23 protein-coding genes are annotated in these 25,382 nt (G+C 67.7%); 15 read left to right on the top strand and 8 right to left on the bottom strand.

The genetic code is table 11. The annotated features are described in order from the left end of the window. Positions 1-17 precede the first annotated feature (17 nt). Genes ASE22_RS02565 through ASE22_RS02550 form a run of 4 tightly spaced genes read left to right on the top strand, consistent with a single transcriptional unit; the run spans position 18 to position 4,591 of the window. Positions 18-1,022, top strand: coding sequence for a thiamine pyrophosphate-dependent dehydrogenase E1 component subunit alpha (locus ASE22_RS02565; protein WP_056354519.1), 1,005 nt, complete (start codon positions 18-20; stop codon positions 1,020-1,022). After that, complete coding sequence (locus ASE22_RS02560; RefSeq protein WP_056354516.1) at positions 1,019-1,993, top strand: alpha-ketoacid dehydrogenase subunit beta; 975 nt, start codon at positions 1,019-1,021, stop codon at positions 1,991-1,993. Before ASE22_RS02565 ends, ASE22_RS02560 begins: the two co-directional genes overlap by 4 nt. Beyond that, positions 1,986-3,188, top strand: a complete 1,203-nt coding sequence (locus ASE22_RS02555; RefSeq protein WP_056354513.1) for a dihydrolipoamide acetyltransferase family protein — start codon at positions 1,986-1,988, stop codon at positions 3,186-3,188. Before ASE22_RS02560 ends, ASE22_RS02555 begins: the two co-directional genes overlap by 8 nt. Continuing rightward, positions 3,185-4,591, top strand: a complete 1,407-nt coding sequence (locus ASE22_RS02550; protein ID WP_056354510.1) for an FAD-dependent oxidoreductase — start codon at positions 3,185-3,187, stop codon at positions 4,589-4,591. Before ASE22_RS02555 ends, ASE22_RS02550 begins: the two co-directional genes overlap by 4 nt. On the opposite strand, the gene ASE22_RS02545 is transcribed toward ASE22_RS02550, so the two are convergent. The 4 genes from ASE22_RS02545 to ASE22_RS02530 are packed head-to-tail and all read right to left on the bottom strand — an operon-like array spanning position 4,588 to position 8,409. Further along, on the bottom strand, positions 4,588-5,169 hold the full coding sequence (locus ASE22_RS02545; RefSeq protein ID WP_056354507.1) for an EthD domain-containing protein: 582 nt from the start codon (positions 5,167-5,169) through the stop codon (positions 4,588-4,590). The two genes, ASE22_RS02550 and ASE22_RS02545, sit on opposite strands and share 4 nt — an antisense overlap. Continuing rightward, positions 5,166-5,798, bottom strand: a complete 633-nt coding sequence (gene leuD / locus ASE22_RS02540) for a 3-isopropylmalate dehydratase small subunit (protein ID WP_235536079.1) — start codon at positions 5,796-5,798, stop codon at positions 5,166-5,168. The genes ASE22_RS02545 and leuD overlap by 4 nt, the downstream gene beginning before the upstream one ends. Then, the gene (gene leuC / locus ASE22_RS02535; RefSeq protein ID WP_056354505.1) at positions 5,795-7,207 is read right to left on the bottom strand and encodes a 3-isopropylmalate dehydratase large subunit; all 1,413 of its coding nucleotides are present in this window, start codon (positions 7,205-7,207) and stop codon (positions 5,795-5,797) included. Before leuC ends, leuD begins: the two co-directional genes overlap by 4 nt. Then, the gene (locus tag ASE22_RS02530; RefSeq protein ID WP_235537514.1) at positions 7,204-8,409 is read right to left on the bottom strand and encodes a CaiB/BaiF CoA transferase family protein; all 1,206 of its coding nucleotides are present in this window, start codon (positions 8,407-8,409) and stop codon (positions 7,204-7,206) included. Before ASE22_RS02530 ends, leuC begins: the two co-directional genes overlap by 4 nt. A 108-nt stretch (positions 8,410-8,517) precedes the next feature. On the opposite strand from ASE22_RS02530, the gene ASE22_RS02525 reads away from it, so the two are divergent. Beyond that, the gene (locus tag ASE22_RS02525) at positions 8,518-10,521 is read left to right on the top strand and encodes an oxidoreductase (RefSeq protein ID WP_056354499.1); all 2,004 of its coding nucleotides are present in this window, start codon (positions 8,518-8,520) and stop codon (positions 10,519-10,521) included. A gap of 53 nt (positions 10,522-10,574) precedes the next feature. Next, positions 10,575-11,339, top strand: coding sequence for an enoyl-CoA hydratase-related protein (locus tag ASE22_RS02520; RefSeq protein ID WP_056354497.1), 765 nt, complete (start codon positions 10,575-10,577; stop codon positions 11,337-11,339). Positions 11,340-11,425: 86 nt separating this feature from the next. On the opposite strand, the gene ASE22_RS02515 is transcribed toward ASE22_RS02520, so the two are convergent. Next, positions 11,426-12,010 carry a TetR/AcrR family transcriptional regulator gene (locus ASE22_RS02515; protein WP_235536082.1) on the bottom strand — a complete coding sequence of 195 codons (585 nt, stop codon included), beginning with the start codon at positions 12,008-12,010 and terminating at the stop codon, positions 11,426-11,428. Between the two features lie 238 nt (positions 12,011-12,248). Between ASE22_RS02515 and ASE22_RS02510 the strand changes: the two genes are divergently transcribed. The 6 genes from ASE22_RS02510 (at position 12,249) to ASE22_RS26605 (ending at position 18,789) form a co-directional block, all read left to right on the top strand. Beyond that, complete coding sequence (locus ASE22_RS02510; RefSeq protein ID WP_056354492.1) at positions 12,249-13,772, top strand: AMP-binding protein; 1,524 nt, start codon at positions 12,249-12,251, stop codon at positions 13,770-13,772. Positions 13,773-13,791: 19 nt separating this feature from the next. Then, positions 13,792-14,997 carry an alpha/beta hydrolase family protein gene (locus ASE22_RS02505; RefSeq protein ID WP_056354489.1) on the top strand — a complete coding sequence of 402 codons (1,206 nt, stop codon included), beginning with the start codon at positions 13,792-13,794 and terminating at the stop codon, positions 14,995-14,997. 11 nt (positions 14,998-15,008) lie between these two features. Next, on the top strand, positions 15,009-15,818 hold the full coding sequence (locus ASE22_RS02500; protein ID WP_056354485.1) for an enoyl-CoA hydratase/isomerase family protein: 810 nt from the start codon (positions 15,009-15,011) through the stop codon (positions 15,816-15,818). Then, a complete protein-coding gene (locus tag ASE22_RS02495; RefSeq protein WP_056354482.1) occupies positions 15,815-16,975 on the top strand; it encodes an acyl-CoA dehydrogenase family protein in 1,161 nt (386 codons plus the stop codon). The genes ASE22_RS02500 and ASE22_RS02495 overlap by 4 nt, the downstream gene beginning before the upstream one ends. Positions 16,976-16,984: 9 nt before the next feature. After that, complete coding sequence (locus ASE22_RS02490; protein ID WP_082545788.1) at positions 16,985-17,728, top strand: dienelactone hydrolase family protein; 744 nt, start codon at positions 16,985-16,987, stop codon at positions 17,726-17,728. A gap of 662 nt (positions 17,729-18,390) precedes the next feature. Beyond that, positions 18,391-18,789: a hypothetical protein gene (locus tag ASE22_RS26605; RefSeq protein WP_156397471.1), complete on the top strand. Its 399-nt coding sequence runs from the start codon at positions 18,391-18,393 to the stop codon at positions 18,787-18,789. Positions 18,790-18,957: 168 nt separating this feature from the next. Here the strand turns inward: ASE22_RS26605 and ASE22_RS25990 are convergent, their stop codons facing one another. The 3 genes from ASE22_RS25990 to ASE22_RS02475 all read right to left on the bottom strand — a co-directional run bounded on the left by ASE22_RS25990 (position 18,958) and on the right by ASE22_RS02475 (position 21,809). After that, positions 18,958-19,704 carry a DUF4279 domain-containing protein gene (locus ASE22_RS25990; RefSeq protein ID WP_082545787.1) on the bottom strand — a complete coding sequence of 249 codons (747 nt, stop codon included), beginning with the start codon at positions 19,702-19,704 and terminating at the stop codon, positions 18,958-18,960. Between the two features lie 420 nt (positions 19,705-20,124). Continuing rightward, positions 20,125-21,003, bottom strand: a complete 879-nt coding sequence (locus tag ASE22_RS02480; protein ID WP_056354473.1) for an alpha/beta fold hydrolase — start codon at positions 21,001-21,003, stop codon at positions 20,125-20,127. Next, positions 21,000-21,809, bottom strand: coding sequence for an enoyl-CoA hydratase/isomerase family protein (locus tag ASE22_RS02475; RefSeq protein ID WP_056354470.1), 810 nt, complete (start codon positions 21,807-21,809; stop codon positions 21,000-21,002). Before ASE22_RS02475 ends, ASE22_RS02480 begins: the two co-directional genes overlap by 4 nt. A 218-nt stretch (positions 21,810-22,027) precedes the next feature. On the opposite strand from ASE22_RS02475, the gene ASE22_RS02470 reads away from it, so the two are divergent. The 3 genes from ASE22_RS02470 to ASE22_RS02460 are packed head-to-tail and all read left to right on the top strand — an operon-like array spanning position 22,028 to position 25,377. Then, positions 22,028-22,816, top strand: a complete 789-nt coding sequence (locus tag ASE22_RS02470; protein ID WP_056356242.1) for an SDR family NAD(P)-dependent oxidoreductase — start codon at positions 22,028-22,030, stop codon at positions 22,814-22,816. After that, on the top strand, positions 22,813-23,700 hold the full coding sequence (locus ASE22_RS02465; protein WP_056354467.1) for a crotonase/enoyl-CoA hydratase family protein: 888 nt from the start codon (positions 22,813-22,815) through the stop codon (positions 23,698-23,700). The genes ASE22_RS02470 and ASE22_RS02465 overlap by 4 nt, the downstream gene beginning before the upstream one ends. Before the next feature lie 24 nt (positions 23,701-23,724). Beyond that, positions 23,725-25,377 carry an enoyl-CoA hydratase-related protein gene (locus tag ASE22_RS02460; protein ID WP_082545785.1) on the top strand — a complete coding sequence of 551 codons (1,653 nt, stop codon included), beginning with the start codon at positions 23,725-23,727 and terminating at the stop codon, positions 25,375-25,377. Positions 25,378-25,382: the final 5 nt, after the last annotated feature.

The following is a 25,382-nucleotide window of genomic DNA, read 5'->3' as shown; positions in this document are numbered from 1 at the left end:
CGAGGCGGGGATGACGGATGGCTGAAACGAAGGGTGCGGCCGCGCGGCGCGCGGCGCATGGCCGAAACGCGCGCACGCCGGAGCTGATCGAGCTCTACGCGCGGATGGTGACGATCCGGGAGGCTGAAAAGAGCTGCGGCGCGCTGTTCGCCGCCGGTGAAATTCCGGGCTTCATCCACCTCAGCGACGGGCAGGAAGGCGTCAGCGTCGGTGTGATGGCGTCGCTGCGCGCGGATGACACGATCGCTTCGACCCATCGCGGCCATGGCCATGCGCTGGCCAAGGGGCTCGGCCTCGACGGCTTCTTCCGCGAACTGATGGGGAAGGCCGACGGCGCCTGCAAGGGCCGCGGCGGCAGCATGTATGTCGCCGACCTGTCGGTGGGGATGCTCGGCGCCAACGGCATCGTCGGCGGCGGCGTCGCGATCGCGCTCGGCAGCGGGCTCGCCCAGAAGCTGCGCGGCGGCGACGGCCTCGCCATCTGCTTCTTCGGCGACGGCGCGCTGGCCGAGGGCATCGTCCATGAAAGCCTGAACATCGCCCAGCTCAAGAGGATTCCTATCCTGTTCGTGTGCGAGAATAACGGCTGGTCGGAGTTCAGCCCGACCTCGACCCAGGTGACCTTCACCCTGGAGAAGCTCGCCGCGGCCTATGGCATTCCCTATTTCGGCGCCGACGGCTCCGACGTGGAGACCGTCGCAGAGCTGGCTGCCGATGTCGTCGACCGCGTCCGTCGCGAGCGCGGCCCTGCTGTCCTTGAGTTCGCGACCACCCGCATCCGCGGTCATTATGAAGGCGACTCGCAGCGCTACCGCAAGGACAAGGCACCGCCGGTCGATCCGCTCCTGGTCGCCCGAGCGCGGCTCGACGAGCGCGGCATACCGGCGCCCGACATCGAGGCGATCGAGGCCGGCATCCGGGCCGAGGTGCAGCGTGCGGTCGACGCCGCTCGGCTCAGCCCCGATCCCACGCTAGAGTCCGCCGCCGCAGAGGTCTATGCGCCCGCGGAGACGACGGCATGAGCGACCTGCGTTTCGCCCACGCGATCAACCGCGCGCTCGACGACGCGATGGCATCCGACCCCGGCGTGCTGCTGCTCGGCGAGGACATTGCCAATGCCGGCGGCACCTTCGCGGTCACGCGCGGCCTGCTCGACAAATATGGCGCCGACCGGGTGATCGACATGCCGATCGCGGAGAATGCGATCGCCGGCATGGCGGTCGGCCTGGCGCTCGGCGGCTTCAAGCCGGTCATCGAGATCATGTTCATGGATTTCATGACCCTGACCATGGACGCGCTGGTCAACCAGGCGGCCAAGCTGCACTTCATGTTCGGCGGGCAGAGCGCGGTGCCGATGGTGGTGCGCACCCAGCATGGCGGCGGCCTCAACGCCGGCCCGCAACATTCGCAGTGCCTGGAGGCGTGGTTCGCGCATATTCCGGGCCTGAAGGTGGTGGTCCCGTCGACGCTCGACGATGCCTATGCGCTGTTGCGCGGGGCGATCGACGATCCCAATCCGGTGGTGTTCATCGAGAACAAGGCGCTCTACCCGATGAAGGGGGTGCTGTCGGACGACGTCACGGCCACCCCGCTCGGCAAGGCGCGGATCGCGCGTGCCGGCAGCGACGTCACGATCGTCAGCTACGGCGCGATGGTCCACCAGGCGATGGCCGCCGCCGACCAACTCGCGGGCGAGGGCGTCTCGGCCGAGGTGATCGACCTGCGCACCGTCCAGCCCTGGGACGAGGCGGCGGTGCTCGCATCGCTGGCGAAGACCCACCGGCTGGTGGTCGCGCACGAGGCGGTCGAGGCGTTCGGCGTCGGCGCGGAGATCGCGGCGCGGATGGCGCAGATCGGCTTCGACGAGCTCGACGGCCCGATCATGCGGGTCGGTGCGCCGTTCATGCCGGTGCCGTTCGGGCGCGGTCTGGAGGTCGATTACATGCCGACGGCCAGGCAGATCGTGGAAGCGGTTCGTGCGACCGATGTCTGATCCGGCATCGGGTGGCGGCGCGCCGATCGTGATGCCCAAGCTCGGCCTGACCATGGCCGAGGGGCTGATCGCCGAATGGAAGGTCAGGGCCGGGGAGACGGTCTGCGCCGGGCAGGTCCTGTTCGTCGTCGAGACCGACAAGATCAGCAACGAGATCGAGGCGCCTGCCGACGGCACGATCCTGGCCCTGCTCGCCGAGGAAGGCGCGACGGTCGCGGTCGGCGCGGCGGTCGCGACCTGGACCGGACCGGGGCAGGGCGTCGGCGGAACCGACGAGCCCGGCTTCGGCACCGCGCCGGCGGCGATCGAGGATCCGGCATCCGCCGCAGCGATTCCCGCCGCGCCGACGGTGCAGGCCGAGCGCAGGCTCTGTACGCCCTTCGCGCGGCGGCTGGCACGGCAGGCAGGAATCGACCTCGACGGCATCGAGGGCAGCGGGGCGCGCGGACGCATCAAGGCGCGCGACGTGCAGGCGGCGATCGACGGGCGGGCGGCTGGCCCGGTTACGGCGCCGCGCGGCCGCGACCTGCGGTCGCTGATCGCCGCGCGCGTCTCGCGCAGCAAGGCGGAGATCCCGCATTTCTATCTGTCGGCCGATGCCGCGTTCGACGCGCTGGCCGGGCTACGCCGCGACCTCAACGCCGATCCGCTGGCGCCACGCAAGCTGAGCATCACCGCCTTGCTCGGCGCGGCGGTCGGCCGGGCGCTGGCCCTCCATCCCGAGGCCAACGGCGTCTGGCGGGACGGCCGCGTCCAGCCGCTCGGCGGGGTCGCGATCGGCATCGCGGTCGAGGCGCCGGGGGGCGTGATGGCGCCGGTCGTTCCGCTCGGCGCCGGAATCTACGATTTCGCGGCATCGCTCGACGCCGCGATCGGGCGCGCCCGGCTGGGGCGGCTGGGATCGGGCGATGTCGGCGAGGCGGCGATCGGCATCTCCAATGTCGGCATGTTCAACGTCCGCTCGCTGACCCCGATCATCGACCCGGACCAGAGCTTCATGCTCGGCGTCGGCGCCCCGCGCACCGCCTTCCGCGCCGACGACAAGGGCGCGCCCGTTGCGCTGCGCGAAGTCACGCTCAACCTCGCCTGCGACCACCGCGCCATCGACGGCGCGGCGGCGGCGCGGTTCCTCGCGACGATCGTCGAGCTGATCGAGAATCCGGTCAGGCTGCTCCTGCCGGCCGGTCGGCGATGAGCGACGGAGCGCGCGACTGCGACGTGCTCGTCGTCGGCGGCGGCGGGGCGGGGATGGCGGCCGCGATCGAGGCGGCCGATGCGGGCGCCTCGGTGGTGCTGCTCGAAGCGGGGCCGCGCCCCGGCGGCTCGACCGCGCTGTCGGGCGGGGTGTTCTACGCGGCGGGGACGAGCATCCAGCGGGCGGCCGGCGTCGTGGACGATGTCGAGCGCATGTATCGCTATTACATGACGCTTAACCGCTGGAATCTCGAGCCCTGGCTGATCCGGCGCTTCTGCGAGGAATCGGCGCCGACGCTCGAATGGCTGATCGGGCTGGGCGTCGAGATTCCGGTCGAGGGGCTCTACATATCGGGCGTCGACGATACGCCGCGCGGGCATCACAGCCACGGCTCGGGGATCGAGCTGTTCGATCATCTGCTCGGCGCGGCCTCGTCGCGTGGCGTGGCGATTCATCCCAACGTCCGGGTCGAGGGCCTGCTGGTCGAGGACGGCAAGGTCGTCGGCATCGCCGCGCAAGGCGCGGAGATGCGAGCGGGCTCGGTGGTGCTCGCGACCGGCGGCTATGGCGCCGACCGCACGATGCTGGCCGAGTTCAATCCCGACATCGCCGCGCAGGACGAGCGCTGGTCCTTCTATTTCGGGTCGGAGACCAGCCGGGGCGACGGCATCCGGATGGCGCGCGCCATCGGCGCGGGCGTGGTCGGCAAGGGCCGGCTGCTGGTCAATGCCTCGCCGGGTTTCTCGCGCGACGTCGCCGATTTCCATCCGCCCTGGCTGGTGTTCGTCAACCGCGACGGCCAGCGCTTCATGGACGAGACCTGGCCCTATTGCATTGCCGGGCACCGGATCGAGGAGCAGCCGGGACGGCGCTGCTTCGCGATCTTCGACGAACCGACCCGCGCCGCCTCGCCGTCGCGCCATCCCTTTGCCGACAAGCTCGGCGTCGGCGACTACGCCTATTCGTGCGACCGGCTGGCCGAGGAGGCGGCGAAGGGCCGGGTGCTGGTGGCCGACACGCTCGAAGATCTCGCCGCCAAGGCGGGGATCGATCCGGTCGGCCTCGTCGGATCGGTCGCGGCCTACAATGCCGATGTCCACTCGGGGAGCGACCGGCAATATTTCAAGCAGGGCGCGCTGACGACGATCGAGACCGCCCCCTTCTATGCGGCGGAGGTCCGCGCCGCGAGCTTCGGCGCGACCTCGGCGGGGGTGCGGATCGATCCCGATGCGCGGGTGCTGGGCATCGACGCCCACCCGATCGCGGGCCTCTATGCGGCGGGCGAGACGGCGGGCGGGGTGCTCGGCGAGCGCTATGTCGGCGGCGGCAATTATATCAGCAACGCGCTGATCTTCGGGCGGATAGCGGGGCGGGGGGCGGCGGCGTTCGCGGCCGGCGCCTAGGGCCGCCAGCTCCGATCGAACCGGAACATCGCCAGCATCGAGCGGCCGTGGTCGATGAATTCCATCTCGTCGAGGGTCGCATCGCGGGCAATCTCGGGTGCCGAGCGGGCGCTGGCGACATGGTCGAGATCGCGGAAGAAGACGAGACCGACGCCGTCGAAGCCGTTCGACCCGAGCGTGTCGCGCGGATGGAGCTGGCGATAGCCGCTCGCCGAGGTACGCTGGCCGAACGGGGCATGGCCGTGCAGCCAGCGCTCGCGAAACTCCTCCCGGCTGAGCCCGGCCCGGCGGCGGACGAGCATCAGCACCAGCAGGTCGCCGTCACCCGGCTTCACGACATGCTGCTCGCCCGCGAGGACGGGGCCATCGACGGGCGGCATGTCCTGGCCATCCTCGCCGAACAGCAGCGTCGCATAGGGACAGGGGAGCAGCGGCAGCGGGGTGCCGGTGGCGGGGTCGGTCTTGGCCAGCATGAAATCGACCCGCCGGCCCAGCCGCAGGCCCGGTGGCAGGGCGGCCCGATCGATCGATCCGGTCGCGAAGGCCATCGCGGCGGGGCGGACCGGCCAGCCGCTCATCCTATGCGCTCGAGCCGGGGATCGGCGAGCCAGGGCGCTTCATGCTCCACCCGCCGCTCATGGCCGGCGATGGCATCCTCGAAGCCGAGGCTGGCGGCGATATCGTCGACGCCGTTCAGCAGCCGCTCGCGGCGTTGCGGATCGATGTCGAAGCCGATCGTACCGCCATGCCAGTCGATCGAGCCTCGCTCCAGGTCGACCGTCATCGTCGCCGTTTCCGCAGTCGCCGCCGCCGCCATCAGCGCATCGATCGTCGCGCGCGGCACGCGGATGGGCAGGATGCCGTTCTTCAGGCAGTTGCCGTGGAAGATGTCGGCGAAGCTCGGGGCGATGACGCAGCCGATCCCGAAATCGAGCATCGCCCATGGCGCATGTTCGCGGCTCGACCCGCAGCCGAAATTGTCGAGCGCGATCAGGATGCTCGCCGCCCGCCACGGCTGGCGGTTGAGGACGAAGCCGGGCCGTTCCCGCCCATCGGCATCGAAGCGCAGGGCGTGGAGGAAGCCCTTGCCGAGCCCTTCGCGCGACACGGTCTTCAGGAAGGCTGCCGACAGGATCATGTCGGTGTCGACATTGGCGATCGGCAGCGGCGCGGCGATGCCGGTGAGGGTGCGGAAGGGCCGCATCATGCCATCTCCCGCACGTCGACCAGCCGGCCCGCGATCGCGGCGGCTGCGGCCATGGCGGGGGAGACGAGATGGGTCCGGCCGCCGGGGCCCTGCCGCCCCTCGAAATTGCGGTTCGAGGTCGAGGCGCAGCGCTCGCCGGGTGCCAGCCGGTCGGGATTGAGGCCGAGGCACATCGAGCAGCCCGCGTCGCGCCATTGGAAGCCCGCGCGGGTGAAGACGACATCGAGGCCCTCGCCTTCGGCCTGCCGCTTGACCGCGGCCGATCCGGGCACGACCAGCGCGCGCACGCCGGGGGCGACGTGGCGCCCCCGCGCGATCGCCGCGGCGGCGCGCAGATCCTCGATCCGGCTGTTGGTGCAACTGCCGATGAACGCGACATCGATCGGCAGGCCGGCAAGCGGCCGACCCGGCTCCAGGTCCATATAGGCGAGCATATGGGCGATCTGCCCGCGCCGTGCAGGGTCGGGCTCGGCGGCGGGATCGGGGACGGTGCCGGCGATCGTCGTCACCGCCTCGGGGCTGGTGCCCCAGGTCACCATCGGCGCGATAGCGGCGGCATCGAGCCGGATCTCCACGTCATGCGTCGCGCCCTCGTCCGATCGCAGCGTCCGCCACTGCGCGATGGCCTCCGCGAAGGCGGCGCCCCGTGGCGCGCAGGGGCGGCCCTCCAGCCAGGCGAAGGCCGTGTCGTCGGGGGCGATCATGCCCGCCCGGGCACCAGCCTCGATCGACATGTTGCAGATCGTCATGCGCCCCGCCATGTCCATCGCCTCGATCGCCGATCCGGCATATTCGATGACATGGCCGGTGGCGCCCGCCGTACCGATCCGGCCGATGATCGCCAGGATCACGTCCTTGGCCGTCACCCCGGTCCCGAGCGTACCCTCGATGCGGACCAGCATCGTCCGCGATTTCTTCTGCGGCAGCGTCTGCGTCGCCAGTACATGTTCGGCCTCCGACGTGCCGATGCCGAAGGCCAGCGCCCCGAAAGCGCCATGGGTCGACGTATGGCTGTCGCCGCAGACGATCGTCGCTCCTGGCAGGGTCAGGCCCAGTTCGGGGCCGACGACATGGACGATGCCGTGGCGCGGGCCGGCGAGGTCGGCATAGGCGAGGCCGAATTCGCGCGCGTTGCGTTCCAGCGTCGCGACCTGGAGATGGCTGTCGGGATCGGCGATCGCGGCGAGGCCGCCCGCGCGGTTCTCGGTCGGAACATTATGGTCGGCGACCGCGAAGGTCAGGTCGGGCCGGCGCACCGTCCGTCCCGCCGCGCGCAGCCCGTCGAACGCCTGCGGGCTCGTCACCTCGTAGAGCAGATGGCGGTCGATGTAGATCAGCCATTCGTCGCCGCCGAGAGGCGCGATCGCATGCGCGTCCCAGATCTTCTGGTAGAGCGTCCGCGGCGTCATCCGATCACGCCCTCGGTGCGCAAGGCGGCGATCGCGTCAGCATCCATGCCGAGCAGCTCGCCCAGCAGCTCGTCGGTATGCGCGCCGACGGCGGGTCCCGCCCAGCGTACCTCACCCGGGGTTTCGACGACGTGCGGCACCACCCCCGTCTGCAGCACCGGCTCGGCGAAGTGGGGATCGGCGACCTCGCGGACCATGCCGCGCTCGCGATATTGCGGGTCGGCGGCGATGTCGGCGGCGGTGTAGACCTTCGAACTAGGGATGTCGGCCTCCTTCAGCAGCGCCTCCAGCGCCGCGGCGTCGTGGCGACGGGTCCAGTTGCCGATCATCGCGTCGAGCGCGGCGACATTGGCGACCCGCTGCTGGTTGCCGGCATATCCCTCGGCGCCGATCAGCTCGGGCCGGCCGATCAGGGTTATCAGCTTGGCGAACAGCGGTTCGGAATTGGCCGCGATCAGCATCCAGCCGCCATCGGCGGTGGGATAGGCGTTGGTCGGCGCTGCCGTGGCGATGCCGCCGCCGGTCGGCTGCTTGACCTTGCCGAGCGCGCCATATTCGGGGAGCATCCCCTCCATCAGGCTGAGCACGCTTTCGGTCAGCGCGACATCGACCGTCCGGCCGATCCCGTCGCCGTTCGTGCGGTCACGCTGCCACAGTGCGCCCAGTACGCCGATCGCGGCATAGAGCCCCGACAGCGAATCGCCGACGCTGACGCCGACCCGCACGGGGGGAAGGTCGCTGGTTCCCGGGGCATGGTCGGTCAGGTGGCGCAGGCCGCCGATCGCCTCGCCGATCACGCCGAAGGCGGCGCGATCGCGATAGGGGCCGGTCTGGCCGTAGCCCGAGATATGACCGATCACCAGATCGGGCCGCGCCTGCCGCAGCGTTTCGGGCGACAGGCCGAGTTTGGCGAGCTGGCCGGGCCGAAAATTCTCGATCACCGCGTCGCAATGCGGGACCAGCGCCAGGACGATCTTGCGGGCGCGGGGATGTTTCAGGTTCAGCGTGATGCTGCGCTTGTTGCGGCCGTGCATCGACCACCACAGCGAGTTGCCGCCCTGCTGCTCGCCCCATTGCCGCGCAGGATCGCCGCCCGGCGCCTCGATCTTGATGATGTCGGCGCCGAGGTCGCCGAGCAGGCGCGTGGCGAACGGGGCGGCCACGAAATGGCCGATCTCCAGCACCCGGAGGCCGCTCAGCATCGGTCGCACCTGTCCTGAGCCCGTCATCCCTCTTCCCTCCGTCATTCTCGATAGGACTTGAATAGCAAACGATGTTTGGTATTCAAGTGAATAGCAGGAGAGGCCGTCATGTACGAGCGTGCTTTGAGCCCGATCACCATCGGCGGGCTCGAGATCAAGAACCGGATAGCCCGGACCGCGCATGCGACGATGATGTCGCGGGCGGGCAAGATCACGGACGAGCTGATCGCCTATCATCTTGCGCGGGCCCAGGGCGGCGTCGGGCTGACGATCCTCGAAGCGGCCGGCGTCCATCCCTCGGCGGTGTTGTCGCTGGCCAATCTCGACGATTCGATCATCGAAGGCTATCGGCGTTTGGCAAAGACGATCGCCCCGACCGGCATGCGGCTGTTCCAGCAGCTCTGGCATGGCGGCCATATCTACATGCAGCCCGACGGATCGCCGCCCTTCGCGCCGTCGACCGTCCCCAGCCCGATCGCCGGGGTCGCGCCGCGCCCCTTCACCCCGCGCCGGATCGACGAACTGGTCGCGGCCTATGCGGCGGCGGCGCGCCGGGTGGAGCAGGGCGGTCTCGACGGGGTCGAGATCCATGCGGGCCACGGCTATCTGCTCGCGCAATTCCTGTCCCCCGTGCTCAACCGGCGCGAGGACGATTATGGCGGCAGCTTCGACAACCGGATGCGGCTGCTGCGCCGGGTTCTCGCGGCGGTGCGCGACGCGGTGTCGCCGGGCTTCGTCGTCGGGGTGCGGCTCAGCAACAGCGCCGACCCGCGCATCCTGGGCATGGACGAGGTCGGCACCGTTGCGCACCGTCTGCAGGACGAGGGGCTGATCGACTATGTGAACATGTCCTATGGCGATTATTATGCGCTCCACCATCAGGTGGGCGGCATGGACGCGCCGACCGGATTCCAGCTCCCCCACACCGCGCCGCCGGTGGCCGACTTCAGGCTACCGCGCCTGCTCAACGGGCGTTTCCGGACGCTGGAGGAGGTCGAGCAGGTGCTGCGCGCGGGCGAAGCCGACATGATCTCGATGGTGCGCGCTCATATCGCCGATCCCGACATCGTCGCCAAGTCGGCCGCCGGCCATCCCGATCGGGTGCGGCCGTGCATCGCCTGCAATCAGGGCTGCATCGGCCGGGTCGCGACCTTCGGACGGCTCGGCTGCGTGGTGAACACCGCCGCGGGCGACGAGACGACCCTGGCCGAACGGCTGATCCGCAAGGCCGCCAGCCCGCTGCGCGTGCTGGTCGTCGGCGGCGGCCCGGGCGGAATGGAGGCTGCGCGGATCGCCGCGCTCGGAGGGCATCAGGTCGTGCTGGCGGAGGCGATGCCGTCGCTCGGCGGGCTGACCAATCTCTACCGCACCGCGCCGCGCATGGGCACGATCGCCGATATCGCCGGATGGCTGGAAGACGAGGTGTACCGGCTCGGCGTCGACGTCCGGCTGTCGACCTATATGGGCGCCGACGACATCGCGGCGGAGGGCGCCGATATCGTCATCCTCGCGGTCGGCGCGGCGTTCGAGGCACCGTTCCGGCAGGTCCAGTTCCCGGCGGAGGACGTCGCGGTCGAGCCGGGCGCTGTCGTGGTCAGCTCGATCGATCTTTTTTCCGACCGGCGCGCCGATCGCGGTGCGAGTGCGCTGATCGTCGACGATGTCGGCCATTACGAGGCGATCGCCTGCGCCGAGGATCTGCTCGAACGCGGGCTCGCGGTCACCTTCGTGACACGGCACAAGATGTTCGCGCCGCAGATCGACATCACCCTGCGCACCCAGTCGGCGCTCGAACGGCTTCACGCCAAGGGCGATTTCACCCTGCGTGTCGGCACGCGGCTCGTCGCGGCGCGGCCGGGCAGCGCCGACATCGCCCCCAATTTCGGCGCGAAGATCGAGACGGTCGCCGCCGACACGGTGGTCTGGGTCGGCATCCGTCCCGGACAGACCGAACTGGTCGAGGAACTGGAAGCGCATGGCATCGAGCCGGTCTGCATCGGCGACATGCTCGCCGCGCGGAATTTGCAAACCGCGATCCGGGAGGGGCATCTTGCCGCACGATCGCTGCCGACTGGCGCGGTCGAGGCCCAGCCGATCCGGGCGATCGCGTGATTCGTAACGGTACGACGTTAGATAATCATTCCATCCAGGCCGAGGGGAAGACGGTGTTCAACGAGCATTTACATGATGACGGGACCCTCGAGCTGGTGATCGACCGCCCGCCGGTCAATGCCTTCAGCATCGGCCTGCTGCACGATCTCGCCGCCCGAATCGAGGCGGTGAAGGACGAGCCCGAGGTGAGGGTCGTCGTGTTGCGCGCCGACGGCCGCGGCTTCTGCGGCGGCGGCGACGTCAAGGAGGTCGAGGCGCTGCCGGGCTTCGAGGGCATTCTCGGCCAGTCCTCGGGATCGATGCGGCTCAGCCTCGCGGTGCTGCACTGCGCGGTGCCGGTGGTGTGCGGCGTCCACGCCTATTGCGTCGGCGCGGGCGTGTTGATCGCCGGATCGGCCGACGTGCTGGTGGCGTCGCGCGACACGCGCTTCGTGCTGGCGGAGATCGACAATGGCGCCACGGCCGGCGCGGTGCAGGCGCTCCGGATGATGCCCGAGAAACGGGTACGCGCTGCGATGATGACCGCCGATCCGGTGCTGGCGCAGGAACTGCACGAGCTCGGCTCGATCTACCGGCTTGTCGAGACGCATGGCGAGGTGGCGGGTGCCGCGCGGGAGATCGCCGCGAAGATCGCGGGCAAGAGCCCCGAGGCGATGCGCCGGTTGAAGATATCGCTCAACAACAGCACCAAGGCGCATGAGCTGATGACGGCGTATCGCGCCGAGATGAGCTACACCTACGAGCTCAACATCATGGGCGAGGCGAGCAAAGGTCGTACTGCCTTCATCGAGGGCAAGCGCGAAAGCTATAATCGCTAGGCTAACCCCGGTTGACCCGTCATGCTGAAACAAGTTCAGCATGACGATATGTGGGGGCAGGTGCGAGCTCAGGCGCGTTGTGGGCCTTAAGCCCGTTCGGCGGGCTTGCCTTCGGCTTCGGTGCGATAGGTTTCCAGGATCGCGCCGACCGCCGCCTGGGCGATCGCCTCGAACGCGCCGAGCTTCGACACCTCGGCGCTGCGGCTGACGTGGAACAGGAAGGGATTGGCTTCCTGCCAGTTGTCGGTGCCGGTGTCGGCCTCCACCGCCGACTGATAGGCGGCGCAGCCGAGTGCGATCGACTCCAGCCCGTCCATCAGCGGCATGATCGCGCCGATGGGTACGTTCTGCACTGCGAGCAACCCCGCCGTCGCATTATGCTCGGCCAGGCCGATGCGCAGCGGGTGGCGGCGCATCAGGATCGGGATGAGATTCGGGTGCGCGCGCAGCGCGAGATAATATTTGCGCGCATTGTCGACCAGCCACTCGCGCCAATCGCTGTTCGACGTGTGCGGCGTCCGCACGTCCGCCAGCGCCAGTTCGCAGGCGCCCGCCAGGATGTGCTCCTTGCTACGGAAATGGTGATAGAGCGAGATTCCGCGGACGTTCAGCTCGTCTCCGAGGCGGCGGATGCTCAGGGCGTCCAGGCCCTCCTCGTCAATGATCCGCAAGGCGACTTCCAGCGTCCTGCGACGCGAAATGAGAGCCTGTTTGGGCCGACCCATCGGCAACGCTTCCCCATATTCCGAACTGTTCTTCCGCCTCTGTAGCGATCATGGCCGCCTCTATCGATCATTTTCTACATCGCTGCGGGATGAGCGATTGCGTTCATAATCTACCAGTGTTAGGCAAAAGCTGAAGAAAACCGGTTGAACCGGTACCGTCGTTCAAGCCTGGAGGGGTCATAGAATGAGATATGCTGCTGCGGATTGGGTGGCTAATTATGCCCGCACGCGGCCCGATGCGGTTGCCCTTCACAATTTCGATACCGACGAGACGCGCAGCTGGGCGCAGCTCGAAAGCCGGGTCGGACAGATCGCGCATGCGCTGCGCGAGCGGCTCGGGCTGGTCCCCGGCGACAGGATCGTCAATATCTCGGATGGCGACCTCCGGCATTTCGAACTGCAATTCGCCTGCGCCCGCGCCGGTCTGGTCTGGGTACCGCTGAACTTCCGGCACACCTCGACCGAACTGGCCCGCGCCTGCACGGAGATGGCGCCGAAACTGATGCTGACCGACGCGGTCTGGGGCGAGACCGCCCGACAAGTCGCCCGCGACACCGCCATCCCGAATGTCTACGACTGGAGCCCCGGTGGCGATTTCGATGCGCTGCTCGACTCGTCGCACGCGATGGGCGAGACCGAGATCGATCCTGATGCACCGCTGCAGATCCTCTATACCTCCGGCACGACCGGCGCCCCCAAGGCGGCGATCGTCACCCTGGGCGGCATGGTCATCCACGCGCTCCAGCAGGTCGAGTTCTGTGCGACGGCCGAGCCGGGCGGACACCTGTTCCAGCCGATGCCGCTATTCCACTTCGGCGGGCTCAACACCGCCAGCAACCCGATCCTGTTCTTCGGCGGGCGGGTGACGATCGCGCGCCGCTTCGACGCCGCGGCGACGACCGCATATTGCGGCGATCCGGCCAATGCGGTGACGCATCTCTGCCTGCCGCCGGTGATGTACCAGATGATGGCCGACAGCGATCCCTTCGCCGCGGCCGATTTTTCGACCCTGCGCCGCTTCATCTGCGGCGGCGGCCGCGTCTCCGAACGGCTGCGTGCGGCTTATGATCCCAAGGGCGCGCGCTTCGTGCCGCAATATGGCGGGACCGAGATGGGGCCCGTCACATCGATGAACGCAGACCGGCTCGACAAGATCATGGCGGGCTCGTGCGGACAGAAGGCTCTGCACATCGACATGCGGATCGTCGACGAGAAGGGCGAGGACGTAGCGCGCGGGGAGCCGGGCGAGGTCTGGGTGCGCGGCCCCGGCGTCACGATCGGCTATCTCGACGCCACCGCCACCATCCGGCGCAACGACGGCTGGCACCGCACGGGCGACGTGCTGTGGCAGGACGAGGAAGGCTTCTGCTTCGTCGTCGACCGGGTGAAGGACATGTATAAGTCCGGTGGCGAGAACGTCTTCTCGGCGGAGGTCGAGGGCGTGCTGATGACCAATCCGGCGGTCGCCGAATGCGCGGTGATCGGCGTGCCCGACGCCCGCTGGGGGGAAGTCGGCCTGGCGATCGTCGTCGCCAGCAACGGCCATGAGGTTACGCTGGAAGCGCTCCAGGCCAGCTGCGAGGGCAAGCTCGCCCGCTACAAGCACCCCAAGCATCTCAGGATCGTCGAATCCTTCCCCCGCAACGTCACCGGCAAGATCGCGAAGCCGGCGCTCCGCGCCGAATTCGGCGGCAGCCGCAGCGTCTGACCAGCACGAGGACATCATCATGGCAGAACCCGTCCGTTACAGCCGCACGCCCTTCCTGATCGTTCACCGCGAGAAGAATGTTCGCAAGGACATCTACGGCGCGATCGACGACGCGATCGTCCTGCAGGGGCAGCATATCCGGGGACCGAATCCATCGGATACCGCGCTGATCGTCATGCATCCGGTCGGCGCGCCCGCCTGGCTGCCGGTGTTCGCCCAGCTTGCCCGCGCCGGCCACCACATCGTCGCCTGCGCGACCCGCTATTCGTCGGGCGACGCGCCGCTGGAGATGGAGAATGCCGTCCTCGACCTCGGCGCCTGCATCAAGGACGCCAAGGAACGGCTCGGCTACAAGAATGTCGCGCTGCTCGGCTGGAGCGGCGGCGGGTCGCTGATGGCGGGCTATCAGGCCGAGGCCGAGAAGCCGGTGATCCAGCTGACCGCCTCGGGCGAGGAAACCCCGCTGGCGGGCGCAAAGCTGATCGCCGCTGACGCGATCATGCTGGTCGCCTCGCACCGCAGCCGCCACCAACTGCTCACCGGGCAGATCGACCCGTCGGTGCTCGACGAGATCGACCCCGAGAAGCGCGATCCGTCGCTCGACATCTACGACCCGGCCAATCCGGCGCAGCCGCCCTTCACCGCCGAGTTCCTCAGCCGCTTCCGCGCCGCGCAGATCGCCCGCAACCGCAAGATCAGCGAATGGGCGAAGGACAAGCTGGCCGGACTGAAGGCCAAGGGCCGCGAGCATGACGAATATTGCTTCGTCGTCCACCGCACCATGGCCGACCCGCGCTGGATCGACCCCACGGTCGATCCCAACCAGCGCAAGCCGAACTTGACCTATCTCGGCGATCCCCGGGTGGTGAACGACAGCGCCTCGGCGCTCGGCCGGTTCAATTCGCTGCGCGGCTGGCTGTCGCAGTGGAGCTACGACTATGCCCAGTTCGACTCGGTGGTCTCGGGCCCGCGCATCACCGTGCCCGGCATGGTGATGACGGCCGGCGCCGACGATGCCTGCCCGCCCGAGCATACCGACAAGATGTTCGAGGCGATGGGATCGAACGACAAGGTCAAGGTCACCATCGACCACGCCAACCATTATTTCACCGGCGAGGACGGCAAGTCGCATCTGTCCGAGGCGGTCGGGATCATCTCGCGCTGGCTGGCCGAGCGCGACCTTGCGAACGACACCGTCCTGTCCGGCATCCGCGCCGACGCCTGAGGGGAGCGACCATGGCATTGTTCGACGATTACAAGACGATCCTGTTCGGCCGGCGGGGGCGGGTGCTCGAGGTCACGCTCAACCGGCCCGAGAAGCTCAACGCGACCGACGCGGTGCTCCACGCCGAACTGGCGCGGCTGTTCGTCGACGTCTCCAACGATCCGGACAGCGACATCGTCGTGCTGACCGGCGCGGGTCGCGCCTTCTCGGCGGGCGGCGACGTCGCCTGGATGCAGGAGGCGATCGACGAGCCCGAGCGCTTCGAGCAGACGGTGCGCGAGGCCAAGCAGATCGTCTTCGGCCTGATCGATTGCGAGAAGCCGGTGATCGCCAAGCTCAACGGCCATGCCACCGGCCTGGGCGCGACCATCGCGCTGTTCTGCGACGTCATCTTCGCCGCCGAACATGCCAGGATCGGCGATCCGCACGTCAGCATCGGCTTCGTCGCCGGGGATGGCGGCGCGGTGATATGGCCGCAGCTGATCGGCTATGCCCGCGCCAAGGAATATCTGCTGACCGGCGACCTGATGACCGCCACCCAGGCGGCGCAGATGGGGCTGATCAACCATGTGGTTCCGGCCGACCAGCTCGACGAGCGGGTCGACGCCTTCGCCGACCGGCTCGCCAATGGCGCGACCAAGGCGATCCGCTGGACCAAGATGTCGGTCAATATCGGCCTGCGCGACCTCGCCACCTCGATCATGGACGCTTCGCTCGCCTATGAGGCGCTGTCGAATATGACCCCGGACCATGCCGAGGCGGTCAAGGCCTTCTCCGAGAAGCGGCCGCCGGTGTTCGCGCGTTCGAAGGGCATCGCATGAACTTCGACGAAAGCGAGATCGTCACCACCCTGCGCGAGACGCTCGAGCGTTTCGTCGAGAAGGAAATGCCGCGCAGCGCCGCCCAGGACTGGGACGCGCGCAACCATTTCCCGCGCGACGTCCACCGCAAGCTCGCCGACCTTGGCGTGCTCGGGCTGACGATCCCCGAGGAATATGGCGGCGTCGGCCGCGATATCGTCGCGACGATGGTGGTGATCGAGGAACTGTCGCGCCGCAGCCTGGCGGTATCGGTGCCTTACATCATGGCGGCCTGCTATGCCGGTATGAACATCGAGGAATGCGGCACCGACGAGCAGAAGCGCGAGCTGCTGCCGAAGATCGTCGCGGGCGAGATGCTGTTCGCCTATGGCCTGACCGAGCCCGATGCCGGCGCCGACCTCGCCAGCGTCAAGACGCGCGCCGAGCGTCACGGCGATGTGCTGCGGATCAACGGCGCCAAGCGCTTCTGCTCGGGCGCCGGCATCGCCGATTATGTCTATACATTAGTGCGCACCGGCCCCGCCGACGAACGCCACCGCAACCTGTCCTTCGTGCTGATCCCGCCCGATGCGCCCGGTGTCACCATCACCAAGATCGAGTCGATGGGGATGAAGGGCGCCCCGACCACCGACACGACCTTCGACAATGTCGAGGTGCCGATCGCGAACCTGGTCGGCGGCGAGGCGGCGTGGAACAAGGGATGGCCGATGCTGGTCGGGCCCGGCCTGGACGTCGAGAAACTGGAGGTCGCGGCGATCGGCATCGGCATAGCCCGCGCGGCGCTCGACGATGCCTGGACCTATGCGCTCGAGCGGCGCCAGTTCGGCAAGCATATCGCCGACTTCCAGTCGATCCAGCACAAGCTGGCCGACATGAAGACCCAGATCCATGCCGCTCGGCTGACCCTCTATCACGCCGCCTGGCTGGCGAACGAGCGGCGCCCATGCAGCGTCGAAACCTCGATGGCGAAGCTGTTCGCGACCGAGGTCGCCAAGAGCGCCGCGCTCGAATGCCAGACGATCCTCGGCGCCTATGGCTATGTGAAGGACTTCGACGCCGAGCGGTACGTCCGCGACGCGCTGCTGATGCCGATCATCGGCGGATCGTCGGCGGTCCAGCGCAACAATATCTTCAAGATGACCAACGCCCGGCGATAGAGACCGATCATGCACGAACAGCTTGTCATCCCGGCGGCGGACGGCCCGTGCCCCGCGCATCTCTTCCTCCCCGACGGGGAAGGCCAGTGGCCGGCGGTGATCGTCTATATGGACGCGCTGGCGATCCGCCCGACGATGATCGATCTGGCGGCGAGGATCGCGGCGGCGGGTTATGTCGTGCTGCTGCCCGACCTGTTCTACCGCCACGGCCCCTATGCGCCGATCGTCGCGTCCGAAATCAAGGATTTCCGGGCGGAAATCGGCCCGCTGATGGCGACGATCGACAACCGCAAGGCGGCGGCCGACACCGCGCAGTTCCTGGCCTTCCTCGATACGCGGCCCGACGTGAAGGGCCGCAAGGTCGGCGTCACCGGCTATTGCATGGGCGGTGGCATGGCGCTTACGGCGGCGGCGACCTTCCCCGATCGGATCGTTGCGGCGGCGAGCTTCCATGGCGGCAGCCTGGCGACCGACGCGGCCGACAGCCCGCACCTGCTGGCGCCGCAGATCGCGGCCGAAATCTATGTCGCGGGCGCCGACAGGGACCGCGCCTATCCGCCCGAGATGGCCGAGCGGCTCGAGACGGCGCTCACGGAAGCGGGCGTAACGCATCGCTGCGAAATCTACGCGGGCGCGATCCACGGTTGGACCATGAACGACCTGCCGATCTACAACCAGCCGGCCGCCGAGCGCGCTTTCGCTGAACTGATCGCGCTCTTCGCCCGCACGCTCGGTCAGGTCGGGAATGCTTGAAAGCGGGCGCGTAATATCTGTTTTGGGCGGTGCCGCGAATGATCGGTATGTCCAGAATGGGGCGGGGAGCAGACTGACCGCTTTTCGCAGCTTGAGGATCAAAAACGGCCGTCAGTTTCGCGGTGGATTTAACTCCCAAGTCGCCGTGTAATCAGGATCGTTAACTACTTCGCCAGTCTGTCGCAGCGTATAAGAGCCGGGCTTGGCTGGGAAGAAAGCCCCCAGATCGGGCGGCAATCGATAAGTTTCTCCCGATCGACTTCCTTCCAGGCGAAGCACAACCCCTCTGGTCTCATGGGTTTCTATTACCGTCCCGAAGAATTGCTCGACGCGAGGGCCGCTCGGTTCAATGTAGGTCATCCCGACAAGGACGACCGCGCCATCCAACTTGGCGGCTAAGTGCTTGTCCCAACGGGGGCGGCTACTTTCCATGCCCCGTCAGTATGCCAGGACGAGATTGGTAGCAACGGCAGCTAATGGGAAACGACAAACCAACGCCGAACGACCACTGCCGGGTCGTGAGCTGACTGGCCGCTTTTCGGATCGCGATCGGTCTGGCTTAACGTCCTGCATGGGGTGGGGAGCCGACCGTCGGCTTTCGGTGGCCAATGCGAGATAGCGGACACTGGCGCCCTCACACCCCTGGCGGTAGCATATCGCGCATGAGCTTCAGCTACAGCGTCTCGCTTCAAGTTTGGCACCCTAGTGCCGATCCGCAGGATATTATTGTCGGTATGGGTCTGCCGCCTAAACGATTTTGGATGGTCGGCGAACAGCGCGTGACGCCAAAGGGCACTCCGTTACCCGGTACATATGATAAGAGTTACTGCGTCTTCGATATTGGTGATGGAAATGATGGCGAGCTTGCCGATTTTCTCCGTGAAACGCTGAGAAAGCTTGAACACGCCGGCCCGTTCATCAGCGCACTGCGGAGTACTGGGGGCAAACTTAGCTTTTTCATTTCGTGGTCACCGAGCGGCCACGGCGAGGTCTTTGATGTTGAGCTTCTTGCTGACATGGCGCGTCTCGGGATTGATCTTGGTATTGAACCAATCTGCTGAAGCTCAAAATCGTGCCCGCTTTAGGAACACGTGAGGCAAGGCCTAAACGACTGAAATCGGGTCGATTCCGGACTGGCAGGTTTCGGGTATCGCGGCGTCGCTTCTACATCCGAAATGGGGTGGAAAGCGGTCCGGAAGTTCTTGGACGCCAGCCTATTGTAAATAGCGCTACTGGATGGTGGGCGCGTCCAAGCGCTGTTCGAGCCAACTATCGACGATCACGGAGAGCCCAAACGGAACGTCGAGGGCGCGAAAAATCTCAAGGGCGTCAGGTTGGACTTCAAATCCTGCCGCACCGTGATTCGATCGGTAGCCGCAAAACACATCGACCTCGGCGTCGAGTGAACGCAGATACTCGACATGCGGCTTAACCTGTCGCCAGAGCTCGCGAAGGTGCTCTGTAAGCTCGCTCTCTTCCGGAGTAGCGGCCGTCAGGTGCCATGCGTCTGATCGATAAGGCCGAGAGTTCGGTCTGCGTTGTTCGCCCTTTCGATGTTGATGGGATGCCTCTGCGCCGAAACGCTGCGCAATTTCGCCAAATGGCAGGTCGGTTCCGTCGATGCGCAGGGTAGCGCTGTAAGCGAAATAGCTCGGCTCGGTTTCTTCGGGATGAAAGTTCTGCATCGCTATATCTAACCGAAGATTGGGAGCCGCCGTCAATGTCGGCTTTCGGCGACAGCGGGTTATGCCTTCAACGACCGAGTTTGGGTCAGAACTGCCTCTTGCTAAAATGCAGGGTTCGAGCACCATGTGTGGATGTTCCGGCGCAAGGCCTTGATCGCTTCTCTCGATGGCTTGGAGATCGGTGCCACCGGTCCGAGTCAATTGCAGTTCGTCGTTGATGCCGAGGGGCGTCGTGTGACCGTGCGGCTCCGCGCCGATGAGGCGCGCTGGCTTGCGTCCGCTCTCGTACATTGGGCCGATAGCAGCGAAACCATCTCCCCTGTAAAACCCATTACTTAGCTTCTGCTTCTGGGCGACGTCATTGGCGCGTTAGTTGACCGCAATTAAGTCGTCAGTGGCCATTTGGCTCCACTGTCTTCAGTCGTCCCGACCGCACCGGTTTGGCTTTGGGATGACAGATGCGGATCGAAGGCTGACAGGCGATGCCGATGTTGGAGCAAACTCGCTTGCCATCATGTGTCGTGCAAGCGCGGCACTCTTGCCTGACGTCTGTGCAACCTGGCGGTGCGGCGGCTGTAAGAGCGAGCGCCAAAGCTAGCAGTATCATGCTTCACGTCTCCGCGCAGACTGCAACGGCAGCTTACCGGTGTTCGATGAGACCTGTCTAGCGGCTCCTAATGGGTCGGATCCGGAAAGTCGGCTTAATGAAACTCACCCACCCCGCGCCGGCATGTGGCGCTCCAGGAACGCCACTATCCCCTGATTGAAGATCGCGTTGCTGTCGCCGACCACCATATGGCCGGCGCCGGCGACGTTGAAGACCTCCAGCGTCGGGCAGAGCGCCTGGAACTCCTCGACCGACGCATCGGTCACGACATCGCTCGACAGGCCGCGCACCAGCAGGGTGGGGATACGGATCTTGCGGGCATGGGCGACCATGTCGGTGGCCGGTGCGCCCGGCTCGGGCGGGGCGAGGCGGGCGGCGATGATCGCCGGGTCCCAGTGCCAGTGATAGCGGCCATCCTCCCGCAGGCGCAGGTTGCGCGCGAGGCCAGCCGGGTTATTCGGTCGGGGCCGATGTGGGTTATACGCCGCGACGGCGTCGGCTGCCTCCTCGATGGTGGCGAAGCCGTCGCGGTGGGATGCCATGAAGGCCATGACCCGCCCGGTGCCGGCGGGATCGGGGCGGGGGACGATGTCGACCATCACCAGCACCGACGGCGCGGGGGCGATGCCGTCGCCGATCAGCTGCAGCGCGGTGACCCCGCCCATCGACGCGCCGACCAGCGCGATCGGCGCGCCGATGTCGCGCAGCACCTCGCCCAGATCGGCGGCACGGATCGGCATCGAATAGCGGCCATCGGGGGACCAGCCGCTGTCGCCATGCCCGCGCGCGTCATAGTTGATCACGCGGTAGCCGGCGGCGATCACGGCGGGGAGTGCCCTGGCCCAGCTGTGCCGTGTCTGGCCGCCGCCATGCAGGAAGACGACGACGGGCGCATCGATCGGGCCGCCGACATCGGCGATCAGGTCGATCCCGTCGCGCAGGCGGAAGCTCCGTCGCTCGATCGGCGTGGCATCGACGGTCAAGCGGCGGGCTCCCGCTTCCGGCGGAAGGCGGCGACGCCCTCGACCAGATTGCCGCCCAACGCGCAGATCACCTGGGTGCGGTCCTCCATCTCGATCGCGCTGTCGAGGCTGGGAGCGTCGATGCTCATGCGCAGGCATTCCTTGGTCATCCGCAGCCCCAGCGGCGATGCGGCCATCATCGCCCCGACGAAGGGGCGGGCGGCGTCGGCCAGCGCATCGTCATCGACGACCGACGAGACTAGGCCGGTCGCCAGCGCCCGATCGGCATGGATGAAGTTGCCGGTAAGCAGCAGTTCCGACGCCACCGAGGCGCCGACCAGGCGGGGGAGGAGGTAGGAGACACCGATGTCGCAGCCCGACAGGCCCAGCTTGATGAAAGCCGCGTTCATCCGCGCGCTCCTGCCCGCGATGCGGATGTCCGACGCCAGCGCCAGGGCGAAGCCGCCGCCGCAGGCCGCGCCATGGACCAGGCTGACGATCGGCTGCGGCACGCGGCGCATCGTCAGGATCAGGCCGGAGATCGACTTCTGCCGGCGGAGCAGCGCTTCGGAGGAGGCGACCTCGTCGCCCTGGAGATCGTCGAGGTCGAGCCCGGCGCAGAAGGCGCGTCCCGCCCCCCGCAGCACGATCGCGCGGGTCGGCGAGTCGGTGGACAGGGCGCCGAAATAGGCGTGGAGCCGGCCGATCAGGCGGTTGTCGAGCGCATTCAGCCGATCCGGGCGATTGAGCGTCAGCCAGTCGACGCCATTCTCATGCTCGATCCGCAAGATATCGTCGTCCGGCGATGGTTGCTCTTTATCATACATGGTATGACTCCTCTCCCGAAAAATCACTAAAGGCAGCTTTGCGAAGCCCGTCAAGCGGGCGCCGCCGCTTTTCTCCGAGGCTGCCTATTTGCACCATGATATCGAAGATTTTCGATAGCGATCAATGGCGCAAACCTTGCCGTCTCGATAATTGACGCGGTGCGATCTGGACTCTATCGGTGTATGATTATTGGCCGATGGTGGCGGAGGAGGGGATCATGTCTGGAGCGCCGGGCGCTGCCTTCGGGTTCGGCCTGCATGGCCGGGTCGTGCTGGTCACCGGCGCGTCGTCGGGCATCGGCGCGCATTTCGGACGCATCCTGGCCGCGTCGGGCGCCAAGGTGGTATTGGCCGCGCGGCGGGCGGCGCACCTCGACAGTCTGCGCGCGGACATCGTGGCGGCCGGCGGCGAAGCCGTCGCGGTGCCGATGGACGTCACCGACGAAGCTTCCACCATCGCCACCTACGACGCGGCGGAAAAGGCGTTCGGCACGGTGAACACCGTGATCGCCAATGCCGGCGTGACGGTGCCGGGCAGCGCGTTGGGGCTCGCCATGGAGAGTTTCGACCAGATGGTCTCGGTCAACCTGCGCGGCGTGTTCCTGACCGCGCGCGAAGGCGCGCGGCGGATGATCGCCGCCGGATCGCCCGAACGCGGCGACGGGCGAGTGGTCATCGTCTCCTCGATCACCGCGAGGCAGATATCCCCCGGTACGCCGGTCTACAGCGCGACCAAGGCGGCGGTCGAACAGATGGGCCGGGTGCTGGCGCGCGACTGGGCGAACAAGGGCATCAACGTCAATATGATCGCGCCGGGCTATGTCGCGACCGATCTGGTCGGCGACTATTTCGAGACCGAGGCCGGGCGCAGGCTCAAGGCGAGTTTCGTGCGCGACCGGGTGATGGACATGGCCTCGCTCGATCCGATGCTGCTGTTCCTGTGCAGCGGCGCCAGCGCCCAGACGACCGGAGCGGTGATGAGCGTCGACGACGGGCAGTCGCTATGAGCTACACGGCCATCGATTACCGCGTTGCCGACGGAATCGCGACGGTCACCCTGTCGCGGCCCGAGAAGCTCAACGCCTTCAGCTACCGGATGATAGACGAGGTCCTCGACGCACTCGACCGGATCGATGCCGACGACGATGTCCGCGCGGTGATCTTCACCGGGGCGGGGCGCGCCTTTTCGGCGGGGACCGACATCAGCGACGGCACGGCCGTCTTCACCCGCGACGACGAACAGGATGCGCTGCGCAAGCCCGACGGCAGCTTCGATTACGGCGCGGAGGCGGCGCGCGACGGCGGGGGGCTGATCTCGCTGCGGCTGTTCGACTGCCTCAAGCCGGTCATAGCGGCGATCAATGGCCCGGCGGTCGGCATCGGCGCGACGATAACCCTGGCAATGGACATCCGCCTCGCCAGCGAAAGTGCCGGCATCGGCTTCGTCTTCGCGCGGCGCGGGATCGTCCCCGAGGCGGCCTCGGCCTTCTTCCTGCCGCGCCTCGTCGGCATCGGCCAGGCGCTCGACTGGTGCTATAGCGGCAAGGTCGTTCCCGCTGCCGAGGCGCAGGCCGCCGGGCTGGTCAAGGCGGTGTACCCGCCCGAGGACCTGTTGCCCGCCGCCCGTGCCATTGCGCGCGAGATCGCCGACAGGACTGCGCCGGTGGCGGTCGCGCTGATCCGCCAGATGATGTGGCGCGGCTTGGGCTACAGCCATCCGATGGAGGCACACCGGGTCGACAGCCGCGGCATATTGGCGCGCGGAAGCAGCGCCGATGTGGCCGAGGGCGTGGCCGCCTTCCTAGAGAAGCGGCCGGCGCGCTTCGTCGACCGTGTCTCCACCGACATGCCCGATTTCTTTCCCTGGTGGTCCGAGCCTTCCTATCGCTAGGCCGATCGCCCCGCCGGAGCATCTATGACCGATACTGCTACCGCATCCGTCGTCAGTGAAGCCGTCCGTGACGGCGTCGCACTGATCGTCTCCGACTCCCCGCCGGTCAACGCGCTCGGCTATGCGGTGCGGTCGGGGTTGTACGAGGCGCTGGGCCGCGCGATCGCGTCGGACGCGGTCAAGGCGATCGTCATCGCCTGCGACGGCCGGACCTTCTTCGCCGGTGCCGATATCGCCGAGTTCACCGGCGTCATTGCCGGGCCGGGCCTCAATAATATCTATGCGCGCATGGATGCGTCGCCCAAGCCGATCGTCGCCGCGATCCACGGCACCGCGCTGGGGGGCGGGCTCGAACTCGCGCTGGCCTGTCATTACCGGGTCGCCGCCGCCGACGCGAAGCTCGGCCTGCCGGAGGTCCAGCTGGGACTTCTGCCCGGCGCGGGCGGCACCCAGCGTACACCCCGCCTCGTCGGCGTCGCCGCCGCCGTCGACCTGATGCTGTCGGGCCGGCCGGTCGGCGCGCCCAAGGCGAAGGAGATCGGGCTGATCGATGCGGTTGCGGACGACAACCTGCGCGAGGCCGCGATCGCGATGGCGCGCAAGGCCGCATCCGAGGGCGGCTTGCCGCGCACCCGGGATCGGGCGCCCGACATCACCGCCGCCGCCGCCAGCGCGTTCTTCGCCCGGGTTCGCGCCGATCATGCCGCCAGCTTCGTCGGCTACAAGGCGCCGGGCCATATCCTCCGGGCGATCGAGGCCTCGACCCGGCTACCCTTCGACGAAGGGCGTGCGGTCGAACAGGCGCTGTTCGAGGAGTTGATGGAGAGCAGCGAGTCGCTGGCGCAGCGGCACATATTCTTCGCCGAGCGGGCAGCGGCGAAGGTGCCGGGCATCGGCCGAGAGGTCCGGCCACTTGCTTCGGCGTCGGTGTCGGTGCTCGGCGATGGCGATCGGGCCGATGCGCTTCGCCGAGCCTTCGAGACCCTCTCGCTGCCGGTGGTATCGGACGGCGCCGCTGCCGACCTGATCGTGGTCGCCGATCCCATGGCGGACATCGACGCGGTGGCGGAACGGACCGGGCGATCCGAGGGCGTCATCGGCCTGCATCTGCCGCCGGTCGCGGGCAATCGCCTGCTGGAGATCGGGCGCGGCCCCCGGACCGGCGATGTCGCGCTTGCCACCGCGTTGGCGCTGGCCCGCAAGCTTGGGCGGGTGCCGGTGGTATCGTCGGGAACGCCCGGCCTGATCGGGACGCGGGCGCTCGCGGCGGGCCGCGCGGCGGCAGACTCCTTGCGGGAAGAGGGCGCTTCTGCCCGCGCGATCGATCGGGCAATGACCGGGTTCGGCTTTCCGCCCGGCCTGTTCGGCCCCGTCGAGGGCGGGGGCGAGGGCTCCGAGAGCGGCGATGCCGCCATCGTCCGGCGGCTGCTCGCCCCGATCGTCAACGAAGGCGCGCGCATCGTCGAGGACGGCGTCGCGTTGCGCGCCTCCGATGTCGACGTCGCGATGGTGCTCGGCTTCGGCTGGCCCGCATGGCAGGGCGGTCCGCTGTTCTGGGCGGACCTGGCCGGGCTGAAGTCGGTCGTCGCGACGCTGGAACAGGGGTCGGGCGCGGACGGCGTCTCGCCGCTGCTGCGCAGGCTGGCCGCCGAGAACGGCTCATTTCACGCGGCCTGATCGCC

The sequence above is a fragment of the Sphingomonas sp. Root720 genome (assembly GCF_001428605.1).
In the GTDB taxonomy this organism is placed as follows: Bacteria; Pseudomonadota; Alphaproteobacteria; order Sphingomonadales; family Sphingomonadaceae; genus Rhizorhabdus.
Note: the sequence above shows the minus strand (reverse complement) of the source record. Positions and strands in the feature narration are given on the sequence as shown.